This window comes from Microbispora sp. CA-102843 (assembly GCF_050936215.1).
GTDB lineage: Bacteria > Actinomycetota > Actinomycetes > Streptosporangiales > Streptosporangiaceae > Microbispora.
The window spans coordinates 4,793,171-4,820,056 of sequence record NZ_JBNJNF010000001.1 but is presented as its reverse complement, the minus strand read 5'-3'; the positions used below and the strand labels follow the sequence as shown (position 1 = coordinate 4,820,056).

The following is a 26,886-nucleotide window of genomic DNA, read 5'->3' as shown; positions in this document are numbered from 1 at the left end:
GCGGAACCCTCAGGCTGGTGCACGCCCGTGTCAGACGACCGGCCATTCTGATCAGTCGTCCAGCACTGCCAGGGCGTCGACCTCGACGAGTAGTCCCGGCGGAAGCTGCATGTAGACGGTGGTGCGGGCGGGGAAGGGCTCGCCAACAGCCGCCGCGTACGCCTCGTTCATCTCGGCCAGGTGGGCGGGATCGGTGAGGTACACGCGCAGCATTACGACGTCCTCCAAACCCGCGCCGGCCCCCTTGAGCACGGCATTCACGTTGCGCAGGGTCTGCGCGGTCTGCTCGGCGACCGTGGTGCCGACGACCTCGCCGGTGTCCGGGTCGAAGGGGAGCTGCCCGGAGACCTGCAGGACGGGGCCCTTGCGGATGCCCTGGGACAGCGGGGCCGCCAGGACGGGGGCGTTCTCGGTGGTGATGACGGTTCTGGTCATGGTGTTCCTTGAAGGAGTGAGCAGGCGGAACACAGGTGAGGGGTCAGCTCCAGACCTGGCGTTCCTGGGTGCGGGGGTCGTCGATCTGGGTCCACTCGGCGTCGATGCGCATGGTCGCCCTGCGCTCTGTGTCGTACGGGTCCCAGCCGGGATCGCCGGTCCTGGCGAACCGGATCCAGGTCTCGTGTACGCGGGTGGCGAGGTCCGCTGGGGCCTTGTCGGGGCCGAGCAGGGCGTTGGGGCCGTTCAGCTCGGGCCGGTCCGCGAGGTCGAAAACGAAGGGCAGCTCGACCGCGTGGGTGGCGCCGAGCTCTCCGTCCAGGGCCTGGGAGCGCCAGGCGAACTCGTAGGCGTAGGTGGCAGACTCGGGATGGGCGGCGTGTGCGCTGGCCAGAGCGCGGCTGCCCACGCCGAACAGGGCGTCGGCCATGATGGCGGAGCGCAGTTCCGCGAAGGACGCCTCGGGGCGCGACTTGCGATAGGTCTCGACGAGTTGCGCCGGATTCGGGTGCGAGCGTGCCGCTGCCTCGTCGACGTCGGCGGCGGTCGAGGTGGCGTACTTGCCCACCGGGACCAGGTAGAGGTTTCCCTCTTCGGTGTTGGTGCCGATGAGCAGGTCGATGTCGGTGCTGAGGCCGGCGGCGACGGATTCGGCGGGCTGCGTGTCGAGGACAAGGCTGAAGGGGCTGAGTCCGATCAGCGGGTCGCCGTGGGTCTCGGTCCGCAGGTCGATGCCCGCGAGCCGGGAGGCGGCCTCGACCAGGCGTTCGTCGGAGATGTCGGCGAAGGCGTCCACGTGCGGCTCGACGCCGAGGGCCTCGGCTGCCGCCTTGGTGACGCGGGCGGCCTGCTCGGTGGTGAACGCGCCCAGGCCGCTGCCGCTCTGCACGATCGCCCGGCGGAAGAGGCCGGCGGCTTCGGGGGTGGCGAGGACGCCGCCGACGATGGTCGCCCCGGCCGACTGGCCGAAGAGGGTGACGTTGTGCGGGTCACCGCCGAAGGCGGAGATGTTCTCCCGCACCCAGCGCAGCGCGGCGACGACGTCGAGCAGGCCGCGGTTGGCGGGCGCGCCGGGGATGTCGAGGAACCCGGCGATGCCGAGCCGGTAGTTGAGGGTGACCAGGACGACGCCGTCGCGGGCGAACGCGGAGCCGTCGTACATCGCGGACCTCGTCGAGCCTGCGACGAATCCGCCGCCGTGGACGAACACCATGACCGGCAGGTCGTCACCGCCGACGGCGGGCGTGAAGACGTTGACGGTGAGGTAGTCCTCCCCGCGGCTCCAACCGGCGCCGAAGTAGGGGGACATGTCCACACTGCCGAGCTTGCGATCGGACTGCGGCGCGTTGGGCCCCGGCACCGTGGCGTCCCGCACGCCGTCCCACGGCTCGTGCGGCTGCGGCGGCGCGAACCGGCCGGCGCCGCGGGGCGGGGCGGCGTAGGGGATGTTCAGGAAGGTGAGGGTGGCGCCTTGGCGCAGACCGCGGACGGCTCCCTGAGCGGTGGTTACGACGGGGTCGGGGTGGTGGTTCACGGCGGTGCCTTTCCGCAGGGGCTCAGACCTGCTCGGTGTACGGGGCGAAGGGCGCCCAGCCCTTGATGGCGAACTTGTCTCCCTCGCGGACGACTTCGGCGGCGCCATGGCCGCCCAGGTGCGCGGGGATGACGAGGGCGTTGTTGTCGACCGCCCAGCCCAGGAGCTTGCGGCGGGTGGCGCGGGCTTCGGCGGGGTTCTCGCAGAAGCAGCTGTTGGTGTCGGGCTCGTGGATCTGGACCGGGCTGTGCAGCAGATCGCCGACGAAGAGGGCCCGGTCCGGTCCGGACTCCAGCGTCAGCACCGACGAGCCCGGCGTGTGGCCGGGAGCGAGGTCGAGGCGCAGATTGCCGTCGATCCGGTGGCTGTCCTCCCAGAGCTGGGTCTGGCCGGCCTCATGCACGGGGGCGACGCTGTCCTCGAAGACATTCTGGTTGCCGCGGCCCAGCAGGGGCTTGTGCTCGTTGGCGGGGTTCCAGAAGTCGAAGTCCGCCTTGGGCATGAGGTAGGTGGCGTTGGGGAACGTCGGCACCCAGGTCCGGCCGTCGAGGTAGGTGTTCCAGCCGACGTGGTCGATGTGCAGGTGCGTGTTGATCACGATGTCGACATCCTCGGGGCGGACCCCGGCGCGGGCGAGGTTGCCCAGGAAGTCGGTGTTCAGCCGGCTCCACACGGGCGCGTACGGGCGGTCCTTGTGATTGCCGACGCCGGTGTCGACCATGATGGTCCTGCCCTCGCTGCGCAGTACCCAGGTCTGGATCGCCGAGTTGACGATCCGGGTCTCGGCGTCCAGGAAGTCCGGAACCAGCCAAGAACGGTGGGCCTCCCACGCCTCCGCCGGGCTCTCCGGGAAGAACGCCTCGGGCGTCATGTCAACAGGACCGAAGTACTCCCAGACACGCGTCAGCGTGACATCGCCCAGGGTGATGGTGTCCACGATTCTCTCCAGTTAAATCGGTTCTGCGTGCTCGGGCCACAGGCGCGGGCGAGACACGGATGAGCGGCCGCTCATGCCGGATACGGGGGTGCCACGCCCCTGCGGGGGCAGAGCACCGGTGGCGCTGTGACCGCGGCCGCGGCGTCTTTCGGCCTCGGGCGGTCCCGCCGCCGAGGTCGGATGCGGGCATCAGACCGTGGGGTCTTCGCCGGTGGAAAAAGGGCCGCCCGGTACGCGTCCGTTCCGTGGACGACCCTGCTCAACCATGGTGCGTCGGCCGGGGCGTGCTGCGGTATGAGTCACGTGACTGCATCTGGACCGCAACGGTCCTCGCGCTGGTCCGAAGGCAACGCGAAAGCTGGACTCATCACTACCGGCCGGCATCGACCCGCTCAGCAGGCGGCTGCTCGTCCCGGGCTGGGCGCGGGGTCCGCGGCGTCCACCGCGCGATCGGCCGGGCAGGTCCTGGCCGACGGGCGCGGGTGCGCAGCAGCCGGCACTGGCGGGTTCAAGGCTCGTGTGAGCGCCATTAAAGTCATGTCGAGACGGTCGATGTGGAGCAGCAGGCGCTGCTGCGGCGACGGTCGCCCGCGAGGCATACGCCGTTCGCCGGAGAGCAGGGACAGTGCTCTGGTGATCTTGGGGCGTGCCGATTGGGAGGCGGTGCCCGGCCGACGACTCGCGAGGCGGATCAGGTGCGTCACCCTCTCCTGCGCGCGGTCGGCCGCCGCGGTGACCCGTGTGGCATACTCGGCGTCGTCGCCCTGCGCGAGACGCCCGGCTACGGCGGCCAGACTCCGTGCGTGGTAGGCACCGGCTTCCAACAGTTCTAGCAGGTAGCGGGCGCGATCACGACGGCCGCGCTGGGGATTGAACGGGTGGGTGAGCGGCAGACAGGCTTTGCGGAAGGACTCCAGTGCCTGGTCGAGATCATGGGCCGCGCGTATCAGGCTCGTCGTGGCGTCTGTGCTCAGGCTCCGCGTCGTCGCGTACAGGAGGCGTCTGAGGACCAGCAGGAAGTGAACCAGTTCCTCGTCGCTGGCCCGGCAGACCGTGATGGGCAGTACGACTACGGTGGCAAGGACGCCGCAGGAGACTCCCAGTGCGGTCTCCTGCACGCGCAGGACGAGCACGTCCGTCGAGAATGTGTCCAGCAGCGCGAGCAGCATGCTCAGCATGCCGGTGATGAAGAACGTCACCGCCCAGTAGGCGTCGGACGGGGTGTAGAACATCCCGAACATGCACACCAGCAGCAGCACCAGGAGCAGCGGGCCGTACGGTCCGGCCAGGGTGGCGAGGCCGTAGCCGAACACCGCGCCGAGAACTGTGCCGGCCAGTCGGCGCACGCTTTGCAGCAGGACTTCGCCGGTGCTCTCGGTGTTGATGAACACGACCCACGTGGCCATAACGGCCCAGTACCAGTGGTCCGGGGACAACAGGTGACCGCCGAGGATGGACAGCGCGGAGGCGGCGGTCACCTGGAGGGCCTGCCGGGTCGTTCCCCGCTTGCGGTCTTCGGAGTCCGCTTCGCGGTACCGCCTGACACTGAACGCCCGTGGTTGCGGTGTGGCGGGCTCGTGCGGAGCCGCCCCGGTTGCCGTCGGGGCGCTGACGCACGGACCGAGAAGGCGCATGGCCGCGGCCAGTTCGTCCATCCCTTGGAGACAGTCCTGCAACGAGGCGGATGCGGCCGGCAGGATCGCCGGGTCGTCTTCACGTTCCTGCTTCGGCTGCCGGGGGGCGGTAGGCGTTCCCAGGATGAGCTGGTGGCGGAGAACTCGGATCTGTGCCGCGAGCCGTTGCCGTGCGGCCAGATCCGCGAGATCGTCGGCGGCCGGTGGTGTACGGGCCGCGCGGACCGTGAGTACGGTGAGCCGCTGGGCAGCCACCTCCGCGCGTGAGATGTGCCGCAGGATCTGGCCGTCGGTGGCCTCGTCGACCGCGCGCTCACCGAGAAAGTCCTCGATCAGGAGCACGGCCGCGTGGAGCCTGTCCAGACGGCGCTCCAACGACAGACTCAGTGCGTCGGCGTCCTGTCCGGCGGTGAGCAGGGCGGCCGTGTCCCGCAGGACGTCGCGCAGCCGCCCGTTGAAGGTGCGCCGCAGCCGGGCGAGGACACGGGACGACGTCATGAATCCCGGGCAGTAGCAAACGGCCACGACGGCACCGAACGCGACGAGCACAGCCGTACCCATCTGCGGCAGCTGGACCGCTCGTGCCCCGGTGAACTGCGCCAGGAAGAAGGCCATGAAGCCGAAGACGCCCACGCCCTGCCCTCTGGCGCCGTACCGGCGGGCGTCGACGGCGAGGTAGATCAGCAGCAGGAACACGATCCCCGCCGTGACTGGGTACGGCGTCAGCACGGCTCCGGCGGCCAGGGCCGCGAGGGACAGCGGAGCCCCGAGTCCCAGCGTGATGAGCTGGTTGCGCGGGTGCAGGTCGCTGATGGCCAGCGAGGTCACCATCGCGGTGAACCCGCCGACCAGCAACGCCGTGTCGGACTGCCCCAGGGCCGCCAGGACAGTCAGGGACGCGGCGGCGCCGAGGACGGCGCGCATCGCGGAGGCCAGACGCATCAGCCCGGGGTCGACGGCGGCGAAGCGGTCCCACAGCAACGCCGTCTTCCTTGCCACCATGACGGTCTCCGTACATCCTTCCGTGAGCGAACGAGGCGATCGCCGGCCGACGGCGTGGAGCCGTCGGCCCCCGTGGTGTCCGCCCGGGGTCCTCCGTCGCCGCGGCAAGCCGAATGCCGATGGGGAGGGGGCATCGGAGGCCCTCGACGGGCCGATGCCGCGTACCAGTCTCGGCGCTCGGCAATCCGTCCGGTATACGTCAGGTGACTGGCTCGCTGAGGGTGCGGTGGAGCGGTCGAGCGAGAGGTCCTCGGACTACGGCGGGGCGCTTGCGAGGCCGGGCCGTCCTGCGGCCGGGTCAGCTGCGGCTGAAACCCGCCCAGTCCTTGATCTTGAAGTTGCTGCCGCTGCGCTCCACCTCGGCAGCGCCGTGGCCCGGAAGGTGCGCGGGCAGAATGAGGGCCTTGTGGTCAGCGGCCCACTCCAGTTCGCGGCGCCGGGTCGTGAGCGCCTGCTTCTCGTCCTCCTCGAAGCAGCTGTTGAACTCGGGGTGTTCGAGCTGCAGCGGGGTGTGGAGCAGGTCGCCGATGAACACCGCTCTGTCGCTTCCCGACTCCAGCCGGATCACGGACGAGCCGGGCGTGTGCCCGGCGGCGAGGTTCAGCTTCAGGCTGGAGTCAAGGGTGTACGAGCCCTCCCACAGCTTCACCAAGCCCGCCTCATGCACCGGGAGCACACTGTCCTCCCAGACGTTCTGGTTGCCCTGCCAGTACTTCGGCCGCACAGGGCTCTCAGGGTTCCAGAAGTCGAATTCGACCTTCGGGATCAGGTAGGTGGCGTTGGGAAAGGTGGGCACCCAGTCACGGTCCTCGCGCCGGGTGTTCCAGCCGACGTGGTCGTTGTGCAGGTGAGTGTTGACGACGACGTCGACGTCCTGCGGCCTTACTCCCGCGCGGGACAGACGGCGCAGGAAGTCCGTGTCCATGTACTGCCACTGCTTGGCGTACGGACGGAACTTGTCGTTCCCGGCGCCGGTGTCGATCAGGATCGTCCTGCCCTCGCTGCGCAGGACCCAGGTCTGCAGAGCGGAGTTGACCATGTCGGTGCTCGGCTTCCAGAAGTCCGGGCTCAGCCAGTCCTTGTTCTCCTCCCACAGTTCCTTCGGACTCTCGGGGAAGAACTGGCGTGACGTCAGGCCGACGGGGCCGCTGAACTCCAGGACGCGGGTGACGGTGACCTTGCCCAGCTGGATCGTCTCGACGCGTGTCCGGCTCTCGGCCTTGGTGAAGGCCGCGGCGGAGGCATTGGCTGGCTGGGCCAACAGGCTGCCCAGCAGCCCAGTGGCGCCGATGCCCGCTGTAACTCCGACAAAACCGCGCCGGCTCAGGGAACGTGAAGGATTTACGCTGTCCATTTTTTGCACTCCGATGGAATCACTCATCACGTCCTGCGTCGCCTGAGATCAAGTAAGGCCAGGACCGTGATAGGCCGCTTTCTGGATGGCCACGGCCGGATACCCACCATCCTGCGCTTTGCAAGCGCCGACCGGTATCAGTCACTCGACTGAGAGTGCCGCCGTTGAAGTCGCGGCGGAGTCGACCGCCTACTGACGGTCATGAGGCAATGGCCCAGACCGTATTACGGCTGTCATAGCATCGTGATGTGGCCCACGGTGGCGGGATGCATGCGCCCCGTCGCCACCCGCTACCGCCGCGCCGATGTTCTTCGCTGCCGTGGCCGACGTCGGCCAGGCCGGGGGCCGGCCGTGTGGCAGGGGGAACGAGACGGGCACGGTACCGAACAGACATCGGACGGCCGGAATGTCCCGGGCGGCGCATACGTTGAAGGCCGGTTCAAACACACAGTTCAGGACCGGTGCCCTGCCGCCATAGGCGGGACCGAAACCCACGCTATTATCTGAGCAAATCTCAATTCCTGGAGCATCCGTGGAAAATGGTGGAAGGGCTCAAGGGAACCAGGGCTCGATATGCGATCTTGATCTTTCGATGGTGGGCCGGGAAACCGAGATCGCGGAAATCATGCGGCGGGTCGCCGCTGACCGGTCCCACAGCGAGGTGTTGATCCTCACGGGCGACCCCGGTGCCGGCAAGAGCGTGCTGCTCGACTTCGCGGCCGACCGCGCGAGGCGCGAGGGCGGACGGGTGCTGCGAGCGGTCGGCAGCGAGTCCGAGGCGCACCTTGGATTCGCGGGCCTTCATCAGATGCTCCGCCCGGTGCTCGGCGAGTTGGACAGCCTGCCGCCGCGGCAGCGCTCCGCGCTCCGGACCGTCCTGGGGATGGGCGAATGCACCGAGGTCCCCGATGGCGTGCTCGTCGGTCTGGCCGTTCTCACCTTGGTGTCGGAACTGGCGGAGCCGGCGCCGCTGCTCGTGGTGGTCGATGACGCCCAGTGGATCGACCGCGCATCGCTGGACGTTCTCTCCTTCGTGGCCCGGCGCATGGACAGCGAACCCGTCACGCTGCTGGTGGGTGTGCGCGCCGCGGCTGCGCTGCCCGGGCTCGACAAGGGATACGAGCGCCTGGAGATCGGTCCGCTGAGCGGTGGGGCGGCGAACCGGTTGCTCGACCAGCAGCCGACGCCACCCACCGGCCGAACCCGTGTGCGGATCCTGCAGGAGGCGGCCGGCAATCCGTTGGCCCTGGTTGAACTCGCCCGCGCCAGCGCGACCCGGCACTCCGACGGCAGCAGCGTGGAGGGCCCGCTGCCCGTCACCGACCGATTGGAGCGGATCTTCGCGGAACAAGCGCAGTTCCTGCCGCAGGCAACCCGTCGCCCCCTGCTGCTGCTCGCGGCCGCTGATGCGACGGACGCGCCGACAGCCTCTCGTGGACTCCCCGAGACCGACGACAAGGCGTGGGCGCCCGCGGAGCGGGCCGGTCTCGTACGCCAGGACGGCCCCCGGATCTCCTTCCGCCACCCGCTCATTCGCTCGGCCGTCTACCATGCCGCGTCCTTCCAGGAACGCAGGGAGGCACATCTCGCTCTCGCGAAGCTGAGCGAGGAGCCCGACCGCCGTGCCTGGCATCTCGCCGCTGCGACCACGCGTCCCGACGAGGACGTGTCGGCCGCCCTGCAGCAGACGGCCGATCGAGCGCGGCGCCGGGGTGGCTATGCTGCCGCTGCCGCCGCTCTGGAGCGCGCCGCGGAGCTGAGCCCGCACCGCGTGGACCAGGCGCGGCTGCTGACCGAGGCCGCCGTCATGGCCGTCTTCACCGGTCAGCTCGGCTGGGTGGAACGCCTGGCCGCCGAAGTCCGCAAGCACAGTGACGACCCGGCACTGATCAGCAGGGCCTCGCTGGCCACCGGGCAGCTCATGACCCTGCGTCGGCACCATGCGGCGGCCTTCGCCCTGCTGACACGCATCGCGGACGAGGCGGCGGCCGCCCGCTCGCCCCGCGTGCTGGATGCGCTCGCCGCAGCCGCGGCGGTCCGCTACTACTCGGGCGAGGAGTCCCAGCAACAACAGATCGAGAACCTGCTCTCCGCCATACCGGACTCCACCATCACGGGCGCCCTGCGCGCCTGGGTGCTGGCCGTCTCCGACCCCAACGGCGCGGGAGCATCCCTCGCCCCGGCGCTGCCCGGACTCATCGCCGAGGCCAAAGACGACGCCTGCAGTCTGACCGCGCTCGCCATCGTGGCCTGGATCCTGGACCAGACCGCCCTGGCCGCCAGGACCTTCGACGAGGCGTACGACCGGTGGCAGGCCCGTGGCTCACTGCCGGACGGCCTGGGATGCGCCGTCGGCTGGGCCTATTTGGAGCAGGGCCGGTGGGCCGAGGCCCGCTCGGTGGCCGCCGAGATCTCGGCGGTGGCGTCAGCGGCCGGGCTGGACCACGCCGAGGCGTGTGCGCACGCGCTCGACGCGACGGTGCTCGCGCTGCTCGGCGAGGCGACCGAAGCGCGACGCGGTGCCGAGCAGGCGCTGGTCCTTGTCGACCCGCTGGAGAGCCGCTCCATCGCGGTCTTCGCACGTCGGGCCCTGGGCCTGGCGGCAGTGGCCGAGGGCGACTACGACACCGCGTACGCGCAGTTCCGCTCCGCCTTCACCGACGACGGCGATCCAGTTCACTACCACGTCTCCTACACCGTGCTGGCCGAACTCGCCGCGGCGGCCGTCCGCCGGGGGCGACGGGAGGACGCCGCCGAGCTGCTGGAGCGATCGGCGCGGCGCCTCGGCACGGGCATGTCGGCACGGATCACCGCACTGCTCAACCGAGGCCGCGCCCTGCTCGCTGAACCGGACCACGCGGAACCGTACTTCCAGGCGGCGCTGGCGGACGACACGGGCGAGCAGTGGCCGTTCGAGCGGGCACAGACACGGCTGGACTACGGTGAGTGGCTCAGGAGGCAACGTCGTATCGCCGAGGCCCGTCCGCTGCTGACCACGGCACTCGACACCTTCCAGCGGCTTGGCGCGCGGCCATGGATCGAGCGGGCGAAGGCAGAACTGCGAGCCGCCGGCATCGAGGCCGCCAGCAGCGTAGTGCCCAGTGCCTTCATCGAACTCAGTCCCCAGCAGCAGCAGATCGTCCAGCTCGCGGCCCGCGGCCTGACGAACCGTGAGATCGGAGAGAGACTTTTCCTCTCGCCGCGTACGGTCGGCTCCCACCTCTACCGGGTGTTCCCCAAACTGGGCATCACCGCACGGTCACAACTCCGCGACGTGGTCGAAGGCACCCTGTCGGGTGCCGGCGTTCAGGGCTGAGAGCCGACTATGGACGACCGCAAGCTGACGACTGCCGAGGTGCAGTCGGCTGACGGATACCACGGCCGAGTCCCGGTCTGACAGATTTATGGAGCGCGACGACGAGCGACCAAACCGGCTCGTCGGTCGAACCGCACAAGGGATGAATTGGGCGCCGTACCCTGTGCCCACACCCTTGGGAGCGTGAAACCGAGCTCCGCATGAGGGCTTGAGTACCTGAACAGGACCAGAGGGCACACGATGAGCAACCAGATCGAGACGGTGCCGGAGAGCCCCGCGGATGTCGTGCGAGGGCTGTATGATGCGCTGAGCATGGATGCGACGTGCCCGGTGCCCTGGCCAAGCTCGACCCCGAGGTGATCGTCGACGAACCGGACCAGCTCCCCTACGGCGGCGTGCACCAGGGCCGCGAGGTGTTCGTGCAGTCGATCCTGGGCGCGATGATGGGCTACGCCAACGTCGCCATCACCGATGCCGAGGTGTTTGAGGGCCCGGCCGGCGTCATCGGAACGCTCACGGCCCACACCACCGGTGAGGAGTTCCCGCTGACCATGGTCGAGATCCACCAGGTGGAGGACGGCACGGTGCGCAAGATCGACGTCTACACCAAGAACCCCCACGAGCTCGCCGCCTTCGACGCGCGCGCCGAGGCGGGCACCCGCTGACAACGACACGCTTCAAAGTCCGGCCGAGTTGCCTCACTGTGAGCGGCAGAGCCGCGATCGCAGCCGGTATGACCGGATGGCCGACTGCTTCGCCGAGGACTCCGTCGTCGAGATGAGCTGGTTTCAGGGCAGCGGCGCGGACTTCGTGGGCGCCACAGGCGCCATGGTCGGCCGTGGCGACTACGCTGTCCACCGTCTCAGCCCGCCGACGGTCCACCTCAACGCAGACCGCGCGCTGGCCGAAGTGCCCCTGGTCATCGGGGGGCGGTGGACATCGACGGCGTCCAAGCCGACCTCGCCTCCTCCTGCCAGTCGCAGTACCGGGCCGAGCGCGGCCACGACGGCGTCTGGCGCATCACGCGAATCACCTCGATCTACGAAAAAGACACCCTTACCCCGGCCCTGCCCAACACCCACCTCGCCATCGATCCGCGATGTGGTCACGCTGTCGGTCATGGTCAAGGGCGGCGACTGGGCCTACGGCTGCCGGCTCGTCGATGAGACCTTCGCGCTGCTGCCCGGCCTGGCCCCGCCGCCGCGCGTCTTCACCCCGATGGTGCTCTACCGACACCGGCGCCAAGCTGTCCAAGTCGCTGATCCGCGACGGCAAGGTGTCACCGCCGCCCGGCATCCGCGACTGGATGCTCGACATCACCGCCTGGCCCGGCGACACCGACTCCTTCGTCGACGCCATGGTCTGGCTGGTCGGCCGCATGCTCGCCGACCCCAAGCACTTCTACCGCAGCTACACCACCGCCGAACTGAGCATGCCTAGCCGATCAACTGGGCCCCGACCACTGGGACTCACGAACGCCACGTCCGCCGCCGTCGGGGTGAAATACCGGATCAACTCATCGCCGGTGATCTCCGGGTACGAGCGCAGCTGCTCCAGCTGCTCATCGGAGAACATCTTCTCGGACAACGCACCACCTCTACCTGCCGTACCGGACGAATCCGGAACGAACGTAGCGGCAGTGATCACTAAACAGTCAAATGCATCCGTTTGAGCAGGTCAGGCACTACTTCGTTGGAAATTTCTTCATTGCTACCGGGACCCCATCGAATACCCGGCCGACGGCCTGACGATGATCGGGCACCTCGCGCTCCCGACCGGTGTCGACCGCCGGCCCGCGGTCCTGGTCGGGCCCGAGGGGCCGGGGCTGAACGACTTCCAGCGCCGCCGGGCCGACACCCTGGCTGAGCTGGGGTACGTGGCGCTGGCCTTCGACATCAACGGCGGGCGCTGGTTCACCGACCCCGAGGAGATGCTGGCGCACACGACCCCCCCTGCTCGCCGACCCCGACCGGATGCGGGGCATCGGCCACGCGGCGCTCGACGTGTTGTGCGCCGAACCGCGGACCGACCCCGACCGGATCGCTGCCGTCGGCTACGGCACCGGGGGCGCAATCGCGCTGGAACTCGGGCGCGACGGCGTCAACCTGGGGAGACCGGCCGGCCCGGCTGGGCTGCGGCCGCGCCCGCCTCCTGCTCGCCGGCTACGGCAACGGACTGCGCCTGCACCAGCTCCGCCACGGCTGGCAGGGCCTGCGGTCGGGACCGCACGACGGGCGTTCGCGGCCCGGCTCGTTAGGGACGTTTCGTATCGAAGATCAGCGAACGAGTTCGCGCGTTTGTATCGTCGAGACGTGACGACAGTACTGTGCGTACCTCAGTGGCAGGGATCGGGCTCCGGCGACGCGCCGCGGCTCGTGACGGGCGCCCGGCGGACCGCGGAGCTGATTTCGGCGGATTCTCTGGTGACCGTGCCGGTGCTCGAGGCGGACGGGGATCTCCAGGCCGGCGTACGCGCGCTCGACGTGCTGACCGAAAACCTGCGGCTGACTCAGCAGGCCCTGGACGGCATCGACGATGCCGTGATCACCACAGGTGGAGACTGCGGGGTGGACCTGGCGCCGATCGCCGCCGCCCGCGCCCGCTACGGCGACCGCCTGACGCTCCTGTGGTTCGACGCGCACCCGGACCTGTACCTTCCGCACTCCCTGCGCTCGGGCGCCTTCCACGCGATGGTGCTGCGCACTCTGCTCGGCGAGGGACCGGCGCCGCTCGTCCCGGAGCAGCCGCTGGCGCCCGAGCAGGTGATCATCGCGGGGCTCCGGGCGGGCGACGTCGTCGAACGCGATTACATCGAGAAGGCCCCCCTTCGGACGTACGGCGTCGACGACCTCGAAAGAGTGCTCGACGGTCTGACCGGCCCCGTCTACGTGCACATCGACCTCGACGTGCTCGACCCCGGAGCGTTTGGCTCCGTCTGCTATCCCGAACCGGACGGAGTGGACCCGCAACGGCTCGCCAAGCTGGTCTCACGCCTGGACAACGTGGTCGGCGCGGCCATCACGGAACACGCGCCACCCGACGGCGCCCGCGATGCCGGCGAAGCCGAGGTGATCCGTCAGTTGGCCGCCGCGCTTCCCCTCTGACCGTGGGCGGGGCACACGAGCAGCCAGTTCCAGCGCCCGCTGCGGGACCCGACCTGACGCAGCCTTACCCCGGATCGCGTCCAATGCTGCTCCCGCTCCACGCTCCTGCCCCGTTTCGCTTGCTTATGGATCAAGGTATCCGGGTCACTCACTTACGACGGCTGTGAGAGCTGGTCAGGCGCTCGTGCGTGATAGGTGGTCGGGGAGGTCGGTTAGCCGTTCGATGCGGAGCACCGTCTCGTCTGCCGTTGGCGGTGGTCCACCGGTGATGAAGTCGATGCCGCGGTCCAGCCAGATGCCGGTGAGCCCGGCGAGGGCGGCTGCGTTCACGTCGCCTTCCAGCATGTCGCCCACGTTGACCGCCCGCACGGGGTCCGTCCGCATCCGGAGGCAGGCGGTGGCGAAGGCGACGGGGTCGGGCTTGGCCGCACCGAGCTCGGTCGGGGTCAGGACGGCTTCGAAGTATTCGAGGAGGCCGAAGCGGGCGAGCTTGGCGCGCTGCTGCTCGGGGTCCCCGTTGGTGAGAACGGCCAGACGCGGTGCTCCGGGAAGCCGTGTCAGGGTCTCCAGGCATGGCTGGACATCGGGGTAGCTCCGCCAGGACTCCTCGAACGCGGTGAGGTAGCGCTCGGCGAACCAGGCGTCCAATAAGCCGGGACTTTCAGGAACCGGCTCGCCGAGCATTGGCAGGAAGGAACGGAGCCTGCGTCGGCGTTGCTCAGCGAAGGAGCACTGGCCAGCCAGGTATTCCTGCATGTGCCGCCCCTCCAGCGTCCACCACAACGTCACCAGCTCGTCCGGTGGTGCCGTCGCGTTCGGCGCGGTCTGGACGATCTGGCCGATCGCTTCCAGGACTGCGCCTCGGTGATCGACCAGGGTGCCATCCAGATCGAAGAAGACCACATCCGCCATAGGCGGATCATCTCGTGTTCCCTGGCGCCCGAGAGCAGGTATCGCGATCTTCCTTTCGGGATGGTTGTCCAGGTCGCTGGGCATGGGGATATCGAACGTGTGAGCGCGGTTCGTACGTGCGTGGAGTGCGGCGGCCGGCGGCCGGAGCAGCAGGCGGGCGTGGCGGCCCTGGGCGGCGCGGCGGTCGCCGACCCGCGGCACCGGCGCGAGCTCGTCCCAGGTGATGCCGGCGTCGTGGCAGGTCGCCTCGGGGATGCGAGCTAGGCTGGCAGGGTCGAGACGCCATTCCAGATGGTTGCGTTCGATGACGATCGCGCCCGGATCTCATCGTCGGCCGCCCGCTGGAAGTGCGGGCGGGTGTCCACCAGCCGAGCGCCGCGGGCGACCGCGACGGTGGCTTCGGCGGGAGACAACCGATGCAACTCGGCGCGCGCAGCGGCAAGAAGGCTGTCGACGGTCAGGGGCCCGATGTTCTCCTTCGGCTCACCCATCGAAGAACTCCGCCAGCACCAGTGTTACTTCTCGGCCGTGCCGGGTTTCCCGCTGATGGACTCCAGATAGATGTCCGCGTAGGTGCGCGAGTCCTTGATCAGGTCGTCGCAGAAGGCAGCGACATCGTTGCCGATGAGTTCCAGGACTCCTCTGTTGGCCGCGACGCCCTCCTCGAAGAAATCGACGATCCCTGAGAGCAGGGGCCCGTCAAGCAAGTCGACCGGTCCAACCTTGAAGACGTACTTCTGAATCTCCTTGTAGACGATCTGATAGTCCGGCGGAAGCGCCTTGACCCGCGCCATGTGCGCCCGCCACTGCTTCTTGCCTTCGATGATGTCTTGGATGCCCACGTCAGCCTCCTAACCGGCCCAATTTCTTTGCGACGTTCCTGTTCAACTGCTCGCGCCACCGGTCGCGATAGCTCCGAGCCCCTTCTCCGCCGGCCAGCGCCGCGCAGAAGCCCTCGACGTCGTCACCCAGCACCTCGTGAATGCTCTGCCCATCGGACGCTGTCTCTTCGAGCAGTCCCAGAGCATTGTCGAGAATCGGCATCAGGTTTCGACCTGTGAAGTCCGAGTAGGGAGAAAGATGACCCTTGATCTCTTCCCACGCCGCCCGGTAGTCGGCCGGCAATGCCTCGGCCCGGGCTTCGAACGCCTTCCATTCTCTGGTGAGATCGCTGCCAGTCATGGTCTCCCAGAAGTTCATCTCCCACCCTCCTTGAGCTTGTCGATCCGTGATGTGATGTACTCCCATTTAGCCCAGAACGTCGCGAGTTCTTCGCGCCCCGCGTCGTTGAGCGCATAGAACTTGCGCGGCGGGCCCAGCCCGGACGGTCGTTTCGTCGCCTGGACGAGCCCGTTCTTCTCCAGCCGCAGCAGGATGGTGTAAACCGTCCCCTCGACGACGTCGGCGAAGCCGAGTTCGTTCAGCCGACGCGTGATGGCGTACCCGTAGGTCTCCTCGCTGCCGATGATTTCAAGCACGCAGCCCTCAAGCGTGCCCTTCAGCATCTCCGTCAGGTCGTCCATCGTGGGTCCTCTTCGGTGCTCCTGGTACTTCGTACTACCAAGTACCACTACACGGTACTACAAAGTAGTGAAGCAATGCCCAGCGAGCGGCGAGTGCCGGCGCCCTTGCTCGCGTCAAGCGGGTGAGCCGGTACCGGGTCGGGCGGCGTGCCAGTCCGGCGGAGGTCCCGGCAGTGATCAGGTCGCCGGCACCCACACGCTTGCGCTCTCGGCTAGCGCCTCAGCTATTCGGTGTTGCTATGTACCGGTAGTCAGTGTTACTTTGTACCGGTAGTTAGCGTCACGAAGTAGCTGAGAGGAGAGGTGTTCCATGGGCAAGCTCGTGACGGAGATGCTCAAGGGAACGCTGGAGGGCATCGTCCTGGCGATCCTGTCCGGCCGGCCCGCTTACGGCTACGAGATCACGGCGTGGCTACGCGATCAGGGCTTTTCCGACATCGCCGAGGGCACCATCTACGCGCTGCTGGTCAGGGTCGAGCAGCGTGGCCTGGTCGACGTGAAGAAGGTCCCGTCCGAGAAGGGGCCGCCGCGCAAGGTGTACTCCCTCAACGCTCAGGGGCGGGAGTACCTCGAAGAGTTCTGGCGGACCTGGAGCTTCCTGGCCGAGAGGCTCGAACAGCTCCGCGAAGGAGGTAACTAGACATGGCCACAGGGACGAACGAGCCGAAGAGCCGCTACCGGCAGTACCTGGAAATTGTCACAGGATCGCTGGAGGACAAGCGCCGCTATCGGCAGTACAAGGCGCGCATCAAGCAGCTTCCCCTCAACTACCGCACGGCGGCCGAGGCGATGGAGCGCTACCTGATGCTCCTCGGGCCGGCGGACGGCGCCGGCGCGATTTCAATGTACGAGGACCTTGCCGATCTGTTCGAACAGAGCGCGGCGGACGGAACCCCGATCCGCGACCTCTTCGGGAAAGACCCCGTGGAGTTCGTGGAGGCGTTCGTGGCCAACTACCCGGTCGGACAGTGGAGAAGCCGGGAGCGGAACCGCTTCACCAGCGCCATCGAGCGCGCCGTCGGCGAAGAGCCCGGAAGAGAAGACAGGACAGTCTGATGACGACACAGCAAGCCCCGGCGATCCATGTGCGAGGCCTGGAGAAGTCGTACAAGGAGCTGCGGGTGCTGCGCGGCGTGGACTTCGCCGTGGCGCGGGGCAGCATCTTCGCCCTGCTCGGCTCGAACGGGGCGGGCAAGACCACGGCCGTGAAGATCCTTTCCACGCTGCTCAAGGCCGACGCGGGCACCGCCAGCGTCAACGGCTTCGACGTCGCCACGCAGGCGGCGGACGTACGGGAGTCCATCAGCCTCACCGGACAGTTCGCCGCCGTCGACGAGATCCTCAGCGGGCGGGAGAACCTCGTGCTGGTCGCCCGGCTGCGACACCTCAAGAACCCGGGCAAGATCGCGGACGAACTGCTCGATCGTTTCTCGCTGACCGACGCGGGCGCCCGGAAGGTGTCGACGTATTCGGGTGGTATGCGCCGCCGCCTCGACATCGCGATGAGCCTCATCGGGGACCCGCCGGTCATCTTCCTCGACGAGCCGACGACCGGGCTCGACCCGCAGGCGCGCATCGAGGTGTGGCAGGCCGTCAGGGAACTCGCCGCCCAGGGTACGACGGTGCTGCTCACAACCCAGTATCTGGACGAGGCCGAACAACTCGCCGACCGGATCGCAATCCTCCACGAGGGCCGGATCCTCGTGAACGGCACCCTCGCCGAGCTCAAGCGGCTGCTCCCGCCCGCCAAGGTCGAGTACGTCGAGAAGCAGCCGACCCTGGAGGACGTCTTCCTCGCGCTCGTCGGTGACAACGGCAAGAACGGCCCTGACCGCAACGTCGGCACGGACGCGTAAGGAACAACGATGACCAAGCATTTCTTCGGCGACACCGCCGTCCTGCTGGGACGATCCCTGCGCCACGTCACGCGTAGCGTGGACACCGTTGTCACGACCGCGGTCATGCCGATCGCCATGATGCTGCTGTTCGTCTACGTGTTCGGCGGCGCGATCAACACAGGTTCGGATTCGTATGTGACCTACCTGCTGCCCGGCATCCTGCTCATCACGGTCGCCTCGGGCATCGCCTACACCGCGTACCGGCTGTTCACGGACATGAAGAGCGGCATCTTCGAGCGATTCCAGTCCATGCCGACCGCGCGGTCGTCGGTGCTGTGGGCGCACGTGCTGACCTCGCTGGTCGCCAATCTGATCTCGCTCGTGGTCGTCGTGCTCGTCGCCCTGCTCATGGGCTTCCGCTCGGGGGCGGGAGCGCAGGCGTGGCTCGCGGTCGCCGGCATCCTGATCCTGTTCACCCTGGCGTTGACGTGGATCGCCGTCATCCCCGGCCTGTCCGCGAAGACCATGGAAGGCGCGAGCGCATTCTCCTACCCGCTCATCTTCCTGCCGTTCCTCAGCTCGGCGTTCGTGCCCACCGACACCATGCCAGGCCTGGTGCGCGCCTTCGCCGAGCACCAGCCGGTGACGTCCATCGTCAACGCCATCCGCGCCCTGTTCACCCAGCAGCCGGTCGGCACCGACATCTGGATCGCCCTGGCCTGGTGTGTCGGCATCCTCATCGTCGCGTACGTCTTCGCCATGAACACTTACCGCCGCAAGATCTCCTAGGCCAGCTCAGCGTGGCGGGTCGTCCTCCCTGACGAGCTGCGGGCCCCATGAAACACGTCCTATCGCGAGACAAGGAAAGGTCATGGCTGAATCTCTCCACACTGTCACGACGATGCCGGCGGCGCGTCAGCCCGGCTGTCCCTTCGACCCGCCCAAGGAGCTGATCCAGGCCCGCGAGCACGGCCCGATCAGCCGCTTCCCCTTCCCCGACGGACACCAGGGCTGGCTGGTCACCGGCTACGACCTGGTCCGGTCCGTCCTGGCCGACTCGCGGTTCAGCTCACGCAAGGAGCTCATGCGCCACCACCCGCTGGTCGACTACGGCGAGATCGAGGTCCCCCCGGCGCCGCCCGGCGAGTTCCTCCTCATGGACGAGCCGCAGCACAGCCGCTATCGCAAACCGCTGATGGGCAAGTTCACCGTACGGCGGATGCGCATGCTCACCGAGCGCGTCGAGCAGGTCACCGCCGACCACCTGGACGCCATGGAGAAGGCCGGCCCGCCGACCGACCTGGTGACCGCCTTCGCCAGGCCCGTCCCCGCCGTCATCATCTGCGAGCTGCTCGGCGTGCCGTACGAGGACCGGGGCTCCTTCCAGGAGCACATCGACAAGTTCCTCGGCGGGGAGACCAGCGACGAAGACCTGATCGCGGCCTACACCGCGGTCCAGAACTACCTCGCGGAGCTGGTGGCCGCCAAGCGTGCCAACCCCACCGACGACGTGCTCGGCGATCTCACCGACAGCGACCTGACCGACGAGGAGCTGCGGGGCATGGCCCTGATCCTGCTGTCGGCCGGGTTCGACACCACCGCCAACATGCTGGCCCTGGGCACCTTCGCGCTGCTGCGAAATCCCGCGCAACTGGCCGCGCTACGCGCCGATCCCGCGCTCACCGACGGGGCCGTGGAGGAGCTGCTGCGGTATCTGAGCGTCGCCAAGACGTTCATGAGAACGGCGCTGGAGGACGTCGAGCTGGGCGGCCACACCATCAAGGCCGGCACAACGCTGATCCTGTCCTACAACACCGCCAACCGCGACCCGGAGCGCTTCACCGACCCCCACGTGCTCGACCTGCGCAGGCAGGACGGCGGGCACCTGGCCTTCGGCCACGGCATCCACCAGTGCCTGGGCCAGCAGCTGGCCCGCGTCGAGATGCGCGTCGCGCTCCCCGCACTGCTCAACCGCTTCCCCACGCTACGGCTGGCCGTGCCGGCCGAGGAGGTCGTGCTGCGCCCGGAGACCGCCGACATCTACGGGGTCAAGAGCCTCCCCGTCACCTGGGACGTGTGACCGAGAGCCGGTGACGCGGCAGTGCCGGGATACCGCGGTGACGGACCCTCGTCCGCATGACGCGGCACGTCACGTGCGCCACGATTCACGGGCGAGCGCCGTCACCCAGTCGGCGCTCCCTCTTGCCGCGGGCGAGTTCGGTGCCCAGGGCGTCCAGGCGCTGGTTCCAGAAGCGGCGGAAGTGGTCGAGCCAGGTGTCGACCTCGCGCAGCGGCGCGGGGTCGACGGCGTACAGGCGCCGGGTGCCCTCGGCCCGGACCGTCGCGAAGCCGCTGTCCCGCAGCACGCGCAGGTGCTGGGACACCCCCGGCTGGGAGATCCCGAACTCCTCCTGCACGATCGCGCCGATCTCCCCGGCGGAGCGCTCGCCCTCGGCGAGCAGCTCCAGGATGCGGCGGCGCACCGGATCGCCGAGGACGTCGAACGCGTGCATGCCGCAAGGCTCGCAGCTCACGCTTATATAGGTCAATTTGCGGCGGCCGGGCGGCTCTCGCCTGCTCGGGCAGGCTGAGCGTACGGCCGGCCACGGCGGGGATGGCGGGGACGGCGAAGCGCGCCGGGATCACCGGCGCGCTTCGGGACCGTCGTCCGTCAGGAAGAGGCGGAGGCGGAGGCGTCCGCGGTGTACATCGGGTAGCCGTATCCGACGACCTGCCAGGTGGGGCGGGTGCGGGCCTCGACGGCGCCGCCGTCGCCGGTGTTGCCCTCGATGGTCCGGATCGTGCCGTCGCCGTTGTCCTTGACGACGAAACCGACGTGCTGGACGTCGTCGATGTTCTTGCTGCCGTTCCAGTTGAAGAACACCACCGCGCCCGGCTTGGGCGTACGGCCCCAGCGGCTGTGGTCGGCGAACCAGTGAGCGTGCTCCACGGTGTAGGCGTCGGAGCCCATGACCGGGCCGATGCCGAGCTGCTGGCCCACCCAGGAGACGAACATGTCGCACCAGGCCGCGTTGAGGTAGCCCTTGAGCGTGCCGCCGTCGCGGGCGAGGGTCTCGCGGGCGCGGGGCGTGGTCATGTACCACTGCTGGAACTTGGTCCCGCCGCCGTAGGCGTTCTCGCTGATCCCGATCTGGCTCCTGGCCAGGTTCAGCACGTCGTCCGCGCTGACCTTGGGCAGCGTGGAGGCGATCTCGGACATGGACTTCGCGGCCGCCGGGCCCTTGCCGGTGGCCGGGTTGTCCGCGTGCGCTGCCGGCGCTGAGATCAGCACGGCCGAGGCGAGAGCCCCGCCCGCGAGGGCAGCGCGAAGACAGGTGTTGAGGACGTGCATGTGGGGCGAACTCCCTTACTTCCATGCCGCCTACCGGGTTAGCTGACGGGTTCGGGCTGGAAGTCGCCCTACGGCACGCATGCCGATTCACCCCAGGAGAGGTGGGTCCCCGGCTCCGCGCGGACGCGGACTCGGCGGCCGGGCGGCAGGCCGGAATGGGCCGGCCGCGTCGGTCTGAGGTGGGCTTCTTGACCATTGAGATGAGCAAGTACGCCCTGAGCTGCCTAAAACGTAATAGACCAGGTCAAACCGGTCAAGTTAGAACAACTGAGATTTTACTGGTCGGTAGGCGGCAAACCCGGCGAGGGCGGGTAACCGGGGCCGCTCGGGTTCGCCGTCAGCGCAAACCCGGGCTCACCCGGGCAGGCGCACGGTCACCGCCAGGCCGCCTTCCGGCCGGGGGAGCGCCTCCACCCCGCCGCCGTGCGCCACGGCGATGGCCCGGACGATGGACAGGCCCAGCCCCGCCCCCCGGGCGGAGCGGACGCGGTCGCCGCCGAGCCGGCGGAACGGCTCGAACAGGTCGTCCACCTCGTACGGCGGGACCAGGGGCCCGGTGTTCTCCACCGTCACGCTCACCCCGGCCTCGTCCTCCCGCAGCCGGACCCAGACCTCTCCGTCACGCACGTTGTACTTGATCGCGTTCTCCAGCAGGTTGACCAGGCAGCGTTCGAGGAACAGCGGGTCGCCGTGCACGACCGCCGGGGACAGGTCCTCGTGGACGACCACCTTCCTGCGGCGCGGCTGCAGGTCGATCTGCTCCATCGCCATACGGACGATCTGCCGCAGGTCGACCGGCTTGCGGGCGCTCAGCTCCTGCTCCGACTGCGCCAGCATGAGCAGTCCCTCGATCAGCCGCTCATACCTCGCGTTGGTGCCGAGCAGCGCGCGGGCCAGCGCCTTGAGGTCCTCCGACGCCGCGGGCTCCTCCAGCGACACCTCCAGGACCGTACGGTTGACCGCCAGCGGGGTGCGCAGCTCGTGAGAGGCGTTGGCGATGAACCGGCGCTGGGCGTCGAACACCCGGTGCAGCCGGTCGAGCATCGCGTCGAAGGTGTCGGCGAGGCGCTTGACCTCGTCCTGCGGCCCGCGCAGGGCGATCCGCTCGTGCAGCGTGCTCTCCGACAGCCGCTGCGCGGTCTCGGTCACCCGGTCCAGCGGGCGCAGCGCGCGGTCGGCCACCAGGTAGCCCAGCACCACGGCGACGGCCCCGACGAGGATCATGACCATCACCGACGAGCGGAGCACGTCGGTCAGCACGTCGGCCGCGCCCTGCTCGACGTCGGTGCGCACCCGCTGCGCGAGGATGTCGCTGTCGGGCAGCCTGCCCCCCAACACGGCATCGGGGGTGCCGGTCACCTTCGACGCCACCGCCACCACGAACCGCTGGTTGAGCGCCCGCGCGGTCAGCAGGTGGGTGAACCACAGCAGCACCGACCCCGCCAGGAAGAACAGCCCGCCGTACAGCAGGGTGAGCCGCATCCGCAGGCCGAGCCTGCCCCACAAGGACAGGACGCGGATCACAGCCGATACCCCCGGCCCGGCACGTTCTCGATCACCGGGGGCTCGCCAAGTTTGCGGCGCAGCGAGGTGATCGTGACGCGCAGCACGCCCGTGCCGGCGTCGGCGTGCTCGTCCCACACGTTCGCCCGCAGCCGGGCCGAGGTCACCAGCCCTCCGCTGGCGCGCATGAGTTCGTGCAGCACGTCGAACTCCTTGCGGCCCAGCGCCACCTGCCGCCCGTCCCGCACCACCGTACGGCGGGCCGGGTCGAGCCGGATCCCGGCCCGCTCGATCACCGCAGGCATCGCCCGGGGCGAGCGCCGGGCCAGCGCCCGGATCCGGGCCACCAGCTCGGCGAACGCGAACGGCTTGACCAGGTAGTCGTCGGCGCCCAGGGACAGGCCCCCGACCCGGTCGCGCACCCGCCCGGCCGCCGTCAGCATGAGGATGCGGCTCGCCCCACTGGCCGTGACCAGTTCCCGGCACACCTCGTCGCCGTGCACCTCGGGCAGGTCGCGGTCGAGCACGACCACGTCGTAGTCGACGTAGGCGGCCAGCTCGAGCGCCTCCTGACCGTCGTAGGCCACGTCCACCGCGATGGCGTGCAGCCGCAGCCCCCGGGCGACGGCCTCGGCCAGCTGTTCCTCGTCCTCGACCACGAGCACCCGCATCCCAACCTCCCGCTCGCCTCCGAGAGTGGCGCAGGGGGTGTTAGCCGCGGATAAGCGGAGATCGCTTATCCGCGTTTAGCACCGCCTCCGCTGGAGTTGGGCCCCGTCCCGGGCGAACGCCCTGGATGAGAAGGAGCGACAGAGGAGGAACGACTCATGCGCTTACGACCTTTGCGTGCCCTGGGTCCGGCACTCGGGCTCACATTGGGGCTCACATTGGGGCTCGCACTGGCACTGGCCGGCTGCGGCGCGGCCCCCGCGGACGACGGGATCGCCAGCGCGGGCGGCGCCACGTCGGGCACCGTGTCAGGCGCCGGGACCGGCGCCACGGCCAGGCCGTCGGCCTCGGCCACGGTGGACCGCCAGGAGGCCCAGCTCAAGTTCGCGCAGTGCATGCGCGAGCACGGCGTGGACGTGCCCGACCCCGGCCCCGACGGCCGCGTCCGCATCATGGGCAAGAAGGGCGACGAGGCCTCGATGCAGAAGGCCATGCAGGCCTGCCAGCACTTCATGAAGGACGCGGTCGGCGACAAGCTCGGCGGCGACGACCCCGAGGCGCGCGACCGGATGGTCAAGTTCGCCCAGTGCATGCGCGAGCACGGCATCGACATCTCCGATCCGGCCCCCGGACAGGGGATCCAGGTCAAGCTCAAGCCGGGCCAGGAGAAGGCGATGGAAGAGGCGCAGAAGGCCTGCGAGGAGAACGCGCCGGGGAGGAAGCCGTGAGGAGGGGCCTCGTGATCGCGGGCGCGGGCGTCCTCGCCCTGGCCGCCGCGGGAACGGCCGTCGCCGTCGCGGGCGGCGACGGCGCCGGCGCGGCCGAGCCGTCCCCGCCCCCGGTGCCCGCCACCGCGTCGATCACCCGCCAGGACCTGGTCGACACCAAGACCGTGGAGGGGTCATTGACCTACTCCGGCGAGCGGCAGGTGACCACCGACGCCTCCGGCACCGTGACCTGGGTGCCCGCCGAGGGCGCGGTCGTCCGGCGCGGCCGCCCGCTGCTCAGAGTGGACCGCAGGCCGGTGGTCCTCATGTACGGCTCGCTGCCGATGTACCGCCCGCTGCGGCAGGGCGTCGACGACGGCCCGGACGTCGAGCAGCTCGAACGCAACCTCAAGGTCCTCGGCTACGGCGACGACCTGACCGTGGACCACCACTTCAGCTACGCCACCTACCTGGCCGTCAAGGAATGGCAGGACGACGCCGGGCTGCCCGAGACCGGGCAGGTGGACGCCTCCCAGGTGGTCTTCCTGCCCGCCGCCGCCCGGGTGACCGACGCCAAGGTCGAGGTCGGCGACAGGACCACCCCCGGTCGTCCGGCCCTCACCGTGTCGGGCGTACGGCGGCTGGTGCACGTGGACCTGTCCACCGACGACCAGTCGCTGGCCAGGAAGGGCGCCAAGGTCACCGTGGAACTGCCCGGCGGCGAGCGGGTCACCGGGAAGATCACCTCGGTCGGCACGGTGGCCCAGGCCGTCCCGTCCGGGCAGGGCCAGGACGAGGGCAGCACCATCGACGTCGACATCACCCTGAGCAAGACCCCGAAGACCCGCCTCGACAAGGCCCCGGTCGAGGTGGAGCTGGTCAGCGACCGGCGCGAGAACGTGCTGGCCGTGCCCGTGGAGGCGCTGCTGGCCCTGCGGGAGGGCGGCTTCGGCGTCGAGGTGGTCGAGGGCCCCTCCACCCGCGTGGTCCCGGTGGAGCTCGGCGCCTTCGGCAGCGGCATGGTCGAGATCACCGGCGCCGGGCTCGCCGAGGGCATGAAGGTCGGGGTGCCCGCCACATGAGCATCCCGCAGCCCGAGCAGCCCTACGTGGTGGAGCTGCGCGAGGTGACCAAGGAGTACGGCGGCGGCGTGCGGGCCCTGCGCGGGGTGGACCTGCTGGTCGAACGCGGCGAACTGGTCGCCATCGCCGGGCCGTCCGGCTCCGGCAAGTCGACCCTGCTGCACCTGATCGGGACCCTGGACCGGCCCACCACGGGCATAGTGCGGATCGCCGGGCACGACGTGGCCGGGCTTTCCGACCGGGAGCTGTCCGCGCTGCGCGCCCGCCACCTGGGCTTCGTCTTCCAGCAGTTCCACCTCGCGCCCGGGGTGAGCGCGCTGGACAACGTCGCCGACGGCCTGCTGTACACCGGCACGCCGCTGCGGATGCGGCGGGAACGCGCCGCCGCCGCGCTGGAGCGGGTGGGCCTCGGCCACCGGCTGGGCCACCGCCCCAACCAGCTGTCCGGCGGCGAGCAGCAGCGGGTGGCGGTGGCCCGCGCCGTGGCGGGCGACCCGCCGCTGCTGCTGGCCGACGAGCCGACCGGCAACCTGGACTCGGCGGCCGGCGCGGAGGTGCTGGGGGTCCTGCGCGACCTGCACGCCGCCGGCACCACGATCGCGGTCATCACCCACGACCCCGAGATCGCCGAATGGTGCCCCCGGCAGGTGCGTGTACGCGACGGCCTCGTCGTCGCCGACGCGGGGGCGGGCACCGGACGCCGCCCTCCCGGGCCCAACCCCAAGACGGCGCCGGATGCCGAAACGGCGGGGTCTGCGAAGGGAGCACCACGATGACCCGTCAGCGGCTGACCCCCGCCAGGCTCGGGCCGTCCGACGTCCTGCGGACCGGCGCGGCCGGGCTGCGCACCCGCCCCGCGCGGGTGGTCCTGTCCGCGCTCGGCATCGCCATCGGCATCGCCACCATGATCGCGGTGCTGGGCATCTCGTCCTCCTCCCGCGAGCAGTTGCTGCGCCAACTCGACCGGCTCGGCACCAACCTGCTCACCGTCGCGCCGGGGCAGACGATGTTCGGCGAGGAGGCCAAGCTGCCCGTGGAGGCGCTCGGCATGGTCCGGCGCATCGGACCGGTCCGCACGGCCTCGGCCACCGGCACGATCGACACCACGATCCGCCGCACCGACCGCATCCCCAAGGCCGTGACCGGCGGCATCGCCGTCCAGGCCGCGACCGCCGACCTGCTCACCACCCTGGAGGGCCGGGCCGTCAAGGGCGCCTGGCTCAACGCCGCCACCGAGGCGCGGCCCGCCGTCGTACTGGGCGCCAAGGCCGCCGAACGGCTCGGCATCACCAGGATCGGCGTACAGGTCTGGATGGGCGAACGGTGGTTCACCGTCGTCGGCGTCCTGGGCCCGATGCCGCTCGCCCCGGAGATCGAACGCTCGGCGCTCGTCGGGTTCCCGGCCGCCGAGAAGTACCTGGGCTTCGACGGCCACCCGACGACGATCTACGAGCGGTCCGCCGAGGAGTCGGTGGAGGCCGTGCGGGCCGTGCTGCCGCGCACGGTCAACCCGGAGAACCCGGAGGAGGTCACGGTCAGCAGGCCCTCCGACGCGCTGGCGGCCCGGGCGGCGGCCGCGAGCGCGTTCACCAACCTGCTGCTCGGCCTCGGTGCGGTCGCGCTGCTGGTCGGCGGGGTCGGCGTGGCCAACACGATGGTGATCTCGGTGCTGGAGCGGCGCAAGGAGATCGGCCTGCGCCGCTCGCTGGGCGCCACCCGCGGGCAGGTGCGCCTGCAGTTCCTCGCGGAGTCGCTGCTGCTGTCGGCGCTCGGCGGGATCGCGGGCGCGGCGCTGGGCGGCCTGGCCACCGTCGGCTACGCGCTGTCGCGCGACTGGCCGCCGGTGGTCCCGGCCTGGGCGTTCGCGGGCGCCGTCGGCGCCACGCTCGTCATCGGCACCCTCGCCGGCCTCTATCCGGCGATGCGTGCGGCCCGCCTGTCGCCGACGGTCGCGCTGGCCACCGCCTGACCGGTCATCTGACGG

General features: G+C 69.6%; 30 protein-coding genes, 1 pseudogene and 1 riboswitch. Of the genes and pseudogenes, 16 read left to right on the top strand and 15 right to left on the bottom strand.

Annotation, left to right across the window (positions count from 1 at the left end):
* Window positions 1–51: 51 nt before the first annotated feature.
* The 5 genes from ACQEVJ_RS22370 to ACQEVJ_RS22350 all read right to left on the bottom strand — a co-directional run bounded on the left by ACQEVJ_RS22370 (window position 52) and on the right by ACQEVJ_RS22350 (window position 6,896).
* On the bottom strand, window positions 52–435 hold the full coding sequence (locus ACQEVJ_RS22370) for a RidA family protein (RefSeq protein ID WP_433104001.1): 384 nt from the start codon (window positions 433–435) through the stop codon (window positions 52–54).
* A gap of 43 nt (window positions 436–478) precedes the next feature.
* A complete protein-coding gene (locus ACQEVJ_RS22365) occupies window positions 479–1,969 on the bottom strand; it encodes a carboxylesterase/lipase family protein (RefSeq protein WP_433103999.1) in 1,491 nt (496 codons plus the stop codon).
* Between the two features lie 22 nt (window positions 1,970–1,991).
* A complete protein-coding gene (locus ACQEVJ_RS22360; RefSeq protein WP_433103998.1) occupies window positions 1,992–2,906 on the bottom strand; it encodes an MBL fold metallo-hydrolase in 915 nt (304 codons plus the stop codon).
* Window positions 2,907–3,298: 392 nt separating this feature from the next.
* Window positions 3,299–5,542 carry an FUSC family protein gene (locus tag ACQEVJ_RS22355; protein WP_433103996.1) on the bottom strand — a complete coding sequence of 748 codons (2,244 nt, stop codon included), beginning with the start codon at window positions 5,540–5,542 and terminating at the stop codon, window positions 3,299–3,301.
* A gap of 298 nt (window positions 5,543–5,840) precedes the next feature.
* Window positions 5,841–6,896 (bottom strand): MBL fold metallo-hydrolase, encoded by a 1,056-nt coding sequence (locus ACQEVJ_RS22350; RefSeq protein ID WP_433103994.1) that lies wholly within the window; start codon window positions 6,894–6,896, stop codon window positions 5,841–5,843.
* 592 nt (window positions 6,897–7,488) lie between these two features.
* On the opposite strand from ACQEVJ_RS22350, the gene ACQEVJ_RS22345 reads away from it, so the two are divergent.
* The 4 genes and pseudogenes from ACQEVJ_RS22345 (at window position 7,489) to ACQEVJ_RS22330 (ending at window position 11,378) form a co-directional block, all read left to right on the top strand.
* Complete coding sequence (locus tag ACQEVJ_RS22345; RefSeq protein WP_433103992.1) at window positions 7,489–10,212, top strand: helix-turn-helix transcriptional regulator; 2,724 nt, start codon at window positions 7,489–7,491, stop codon at window positions 10,210–10,212.
* A 323-nt stretch (window positions 10,213–10,535) separates the two neighbouring features.
* Window positions 10,536–10,877 carry a hypothetical protein gene (locus tag ACQEVJ_RS22340; protein ID WP_433103990.1) on the top strand — a complete coding sequence of 114 codons (342 nt, stop codon included), beginning with the start codon at window positions 10,536–10,538 and terminating at the stop codon, window positions 10,875–10,877.
* A gap of 76 nt (window positions 10,878–10,953) precedes the next feature.
* A pseudogene (locus ACQEVJ_RS22335) lies at window positions 10,954–11,088 on the top strand (hypothetical protein); the annotation flags it as partial.
* A gap of 56 nt (window positions 11,089–11,144) precedes the next feature.
* On the top strand, window positions 11,145–11,378 hold the full coding sequence (locus tag ACQEVJ_RS22330) for a hypothetical protein (protein WP_433113361.1): 234 nt from the start codon (window positions 11,145–11,147) through the stop codon (window positions 11,376–11,378).
* A gap of 244 nt (window positions 11,379–11,622) precedes the next feature.
* Here the strand turns inward: ACQEVJ_RS22330 and ACQEVJ_RS22325 are convergent, their stop codons facing one another.
* Window positions 11,623–11,787, bottom strand: a complete 165-nt coding sequence (locus ACQEVJ_RS22325) for a DUF4158 domain-containing protein (RefSeq protein WP_433112887.1) — start codon at window positions 11,785–11,787, stop codon at window positions 11,623–11,625.
* Between the two features lie 175 nt (window positions 11,788–11,962).
* On the opposite strand from ACQEVJ_RS22325, the gene ACQEVJ_RS22320 reads away from it, so the two are divergent.
* Together ACQEVJ_RS22320 and ACQEVJ_RS22315 are read left to right on the top strand one after the other, a co-directional pair.
* Entirely contained in the window at window positions 11,963–12,469 is a 507-nt protein-coding gene (locus tag ACQEVJ_RS22320) for a dienelactone hydrolase family protein (RefSeq protein WP_433103988.1), read from the top strand.
* 55 nt (window positions 12,470–12,524) lie between these two features.
* Window positions 12,525–13,316: an arginase family protein gene (locus ACQEVJ_RS22315; protein WP_433103986.1), complete on the top strand. Its 792-nt coding sequence runs from the start codon at window positions 12,525–12,527 to the stop codon at window positions 13,314–13,316.
* Between the two features lie 174 nt (window positions 13,317–13,490).
* Here the strand turns inward: ACQEVJ_RS22315 and ACQEVJ_RS22310 are convergent, their stop codons facing one another.
* Window positions 13,491–14,228, bottom strand: coding sequence for an HAD family hydrolase (locus ACQEVJ_RS22310; protein WP_433103984.1), 738 nt, complete (start codon window positions 14,226–14,228; stop codon window positions 13,491–13,493).
* Between the two features lie 99 nt (window positions 14,229–14,327).
* Here ACQEVJ_RS22310 and ACQEVJ_RS22305 point away from each other — a divergent pair, with 99 nt between their 5' ends.
* Complete coding sequence (locus ACQEVJ_RS22305) at window positions 14,328–14,492, top strand: hypothetical protein (RefSeq protein WP_433103982.1); 165 nt, start codon at window positions 14,328–14,330, stop codon at window positions 14,490–14,492.
* On the opposite strand, the gene ACQEVJ_RS22300 is transcribed toward ACQEVJ_RS22305, so the two are convergent.
* The 4 genes from ACQEVJ_RS22300 to ACQEVJ_RS22285 are packed head-to-tail and all read right to left on the bottom strand — an operon-like array spanning window position 14,489 to window position 15,751.
* Window positions 14,489–14,719 (bottom strand): hypothetical protein, encoded by a 231-nt coding sequence (locus ACQEVJ_RS22300; protein ID WP_433103980.1) that lies wholly within the window; start codon window positions 14,717–14,719, stop codon window positions 14,489–14,491. The two genes, ACQEVJ_RS22305 and ACQEVJ_RS22300, sit on opposite strands and share 4 nt — an antisense overlap.
* A gap of 24 nt (window positions 14,720–14,743) precedes the next feature.
* Window positions 14,744–15,070 (bottom strand): DUF1048 domain-containing protein, encoded by a 327-nt coding sequence (locus tag ACQEVJ_RS22295; protein ID WP_433103978.1) that lies wholly within the window; start codon window positions 15,068–15,070, stop codon window positions 14,744–14,746.
* A gap of 1 nt (window position 15,071) precedes the next feature.
* Complete coding sequence (locus tag ACQEVJ_RS22290; RefSeq protein WP_433103977.1) at window positions 15,072–15,428, bottom strand: DUF1048 domain-containing protein; 357 nt, start codon at window positions 15,426–15,428, stop codon at window positions 15,072–15,074.
* Entirely contained in the window at window positions 15,425–15,751 is a 327-nt protein-coding gene (locus tag ACQEVJ_RS22285; protein WP_155350237.1) for a PadR family transcriptional regulator, read from the bottom strand. The genes ACQEVJ_RS22290 and ACQEVJ_RS22285 overlap by 4 nt, the downstream gene beginning before the upstream one ends.
* Window positions 15,752–16,061: 310 nt before the next feature.
* Between ACQEVJ_RS22285 and ACQEVJ_RS22280 the strand changes: the two genes are divergently transcribed.
* The 5 genes from ACQEVJ_RS22280 to ACQEVJ_RS22260 all read left to right on the top strand — a co-directional run bounded on the left by ACQEVJ_RS22280 (window position 16,062) and on the right by ACQEVJ_RS22260 (window position 19,669).
* Window positions 16,062–16,391, top strand: coding sequence for a PadR family transcriptional regulator (locus ACQEVJ_RS22280; RefSeq protein WP_433103974.1), 330 nt, complete (start codon window positions 16,062–16,064; stop codon window positions 16,389–16,391).
* 2 nt (window positions 16,392–16,393) lie between these two features.
* Window positions 16,394–16,807 carry a DUF1048 domain-containing protein gene (locus ACQEVJ_RS22275; RefSeq protein WP_433103972.1) on the top strand — a complete coding sequence of 138 codons (414 nt, stop codon included), beginning with the start codon at window positions 16,394–16,396 and terminating at the stop codon, window positions 16,805–16,807.
* Entirely contained in the window at window positions 16,807–17,607 is an 801-nt protein-coding gene (locus tag ACQEVJ_RS22270; protein ID WP_433103970.1) for an ABC transporter ATP-binding protein, read from the top strand. The genes ACQEVJ_RS22275 and ACQEVJ_RS22270 overlap by 1 nt, the downstream gene beginning before the upstream one ends.
* Window positions 17,608–17,616: 9 nt before the next feature.
* Window positions 17,617–18,378: an ABC transporter permease gene (locus ACQEVJ_RS22265; RefSeq protein ID WP_433103968.1), complete on the top strand. Its 762-nt coding sequence runs from the start codon at window positions 17,617–17,619 to the stop codon at window positions 18,376–18,378.
* Window positions 18,379–18,460: 82 nt separating this feature from the next.
* Window positions 18,461–19,669 (top strand): cytochrome P450, encoded by a 1,209-nt coding sequence (locus ACQEVJ_RS22260; protein ID WP_433103966.1) that lies wholly within the window; start codon window positions 18,461–18,463, stop codon window positions 19,667–19,669.
* 85 nt (window positions 19,670–19,754) lie between these two features.
* Here the strand turns inward: ACQEVJ_RS22260 and ACQEVJ_RS22255 are convergent, their stop codons facing one another.
* The 4 genes from ACQEVJ_RS22255 to ACQEVJ_RS22240 form a co-directional block, all read right to left on the bottom strand.
* Window positions 19,755–20,102 carry an ArsR/SmtB family transcription factor gene (locus tag ACQEVJ_RS22255; protein WP_433103964.1) on the bottom strand — a complete coding sequence of 116 codons (348 nt, stop codon included), beginning with the start codon at window positions 20,100–20,102 and terminating at the stop codon, window positions 19,755–19,757.
* Window positions 20,103–20,260: 158 nt separating this feature from the next.
* Window positions 20,261–20,941, bottom strand: coding sequence for a CHAP domain-containing protein (locus tag ACQEVJ_RS22250; RefSeq protein WP_433103961.1), 681 nt, complete (start codon window positions 20,939–20,941; stop codon window positions 20,261–20,263).
* Window positions 20,942–20,954: 13 nt separating this feature from the next.
* A riboswitch (cyclic di-AMP (ydaO/yuaA leader) is annotated at window positions 20,955–21,088 on the bottom strand.
* A 207-nt stretch (window positions 21,089–21,295) separates the two neighbouring features.
* Window positions 21,296–22,465, bottom strand: a complete 1,170-nt coding sequence (locus ACQEVJ_RS22245; protein ID WP_433103959.1) for a sensor histidine kinase — start codon at window positions 22,463–22,465, stop codon at window positions 21,296–21,298.
* A complete protein-coding gene (locus ACQEVJ_RS22240) occupies window positions 22,462–23,115 on the bottom strand; it encodes a response regulator transcription factor (RefSeq protein WP_433103957.1) in 654 nt (217 codons plus the stop codon). Before ACQEVJ_RS22240 ends, ACQEVJ_RS22245 begins: the two co-directional genes overlap by 4 nt.
* A 156-nt stretch (window positions 23,116–23,271) precedes the next feature.
* Between ACQEVJ_RS22240 and ACQEVJ_RS22235 the strand changes: the two genes are divergently transcribed.
* From ACQEVJ_RS22235 to ACQEVJ_RS22220, 4 genes are read left to right on the top strand one after another with little or no spacing between them, the layout of a single operon-like run.
* The gene (locus ACQEVJ_RS22235; RefSeq protein WP_433103955.1) at window positions 23,272–23,841 is read left to right on the top strand and encodes a hypothetical protein; all 570 of its coding nucleotides are present in this window, start codon (window positions 23,272–23,274) and stop codon (window positions 23,839–23,841) included.
* Window positions 23,838–24,902: an efflux RND transporter periplasmic adaptor subunit gene (locus ACQEVJ_RS22230; protein ID WP_433103953.1), complete on the top strand. Its 1,065-nt coding sequence runs from the start codon at window positions 23,838–23,840 to the stop codon at window positions 24,900–24,902. The genes ACQEVJ_RS22235 and ACQEVJ_RS22230 overlap by 4 nt, the downstream gene beginning before the upstream one ends.
* Complete coding sequence (locus ACQEVJ_RS22225) at window positions 24,899–25,678, top strand: ABC transporter ATP-binding protein (protein WP_433103951.1); 780 nt, start codon at window positions 24,899–24,901, stop codon at window positions 25,676–25,678. Before ACQEVJ_RS22230 ends, ACQEVJ_RS22225 begins: the two co-directional genes overlap by 4 nt.
* On the top strand, window positions 25,675–26,871 hold the full coding sequence (locus tag ACQEVJ_RS22220) for an ABC transporter permease (RefSeq protein WP_433103949.1): 1,197 nt from the start codon (window positions 25,675–25,677) through the stop codon (window positions 26,869–26,871). Before ACQEVJ_RS22225 ends, ACQEVJ_RS22220 begins: the two co-directional genes overlap by 4 nt.
* Window positions 26,872–26,886: the final 15 nt, after the last annotated feature.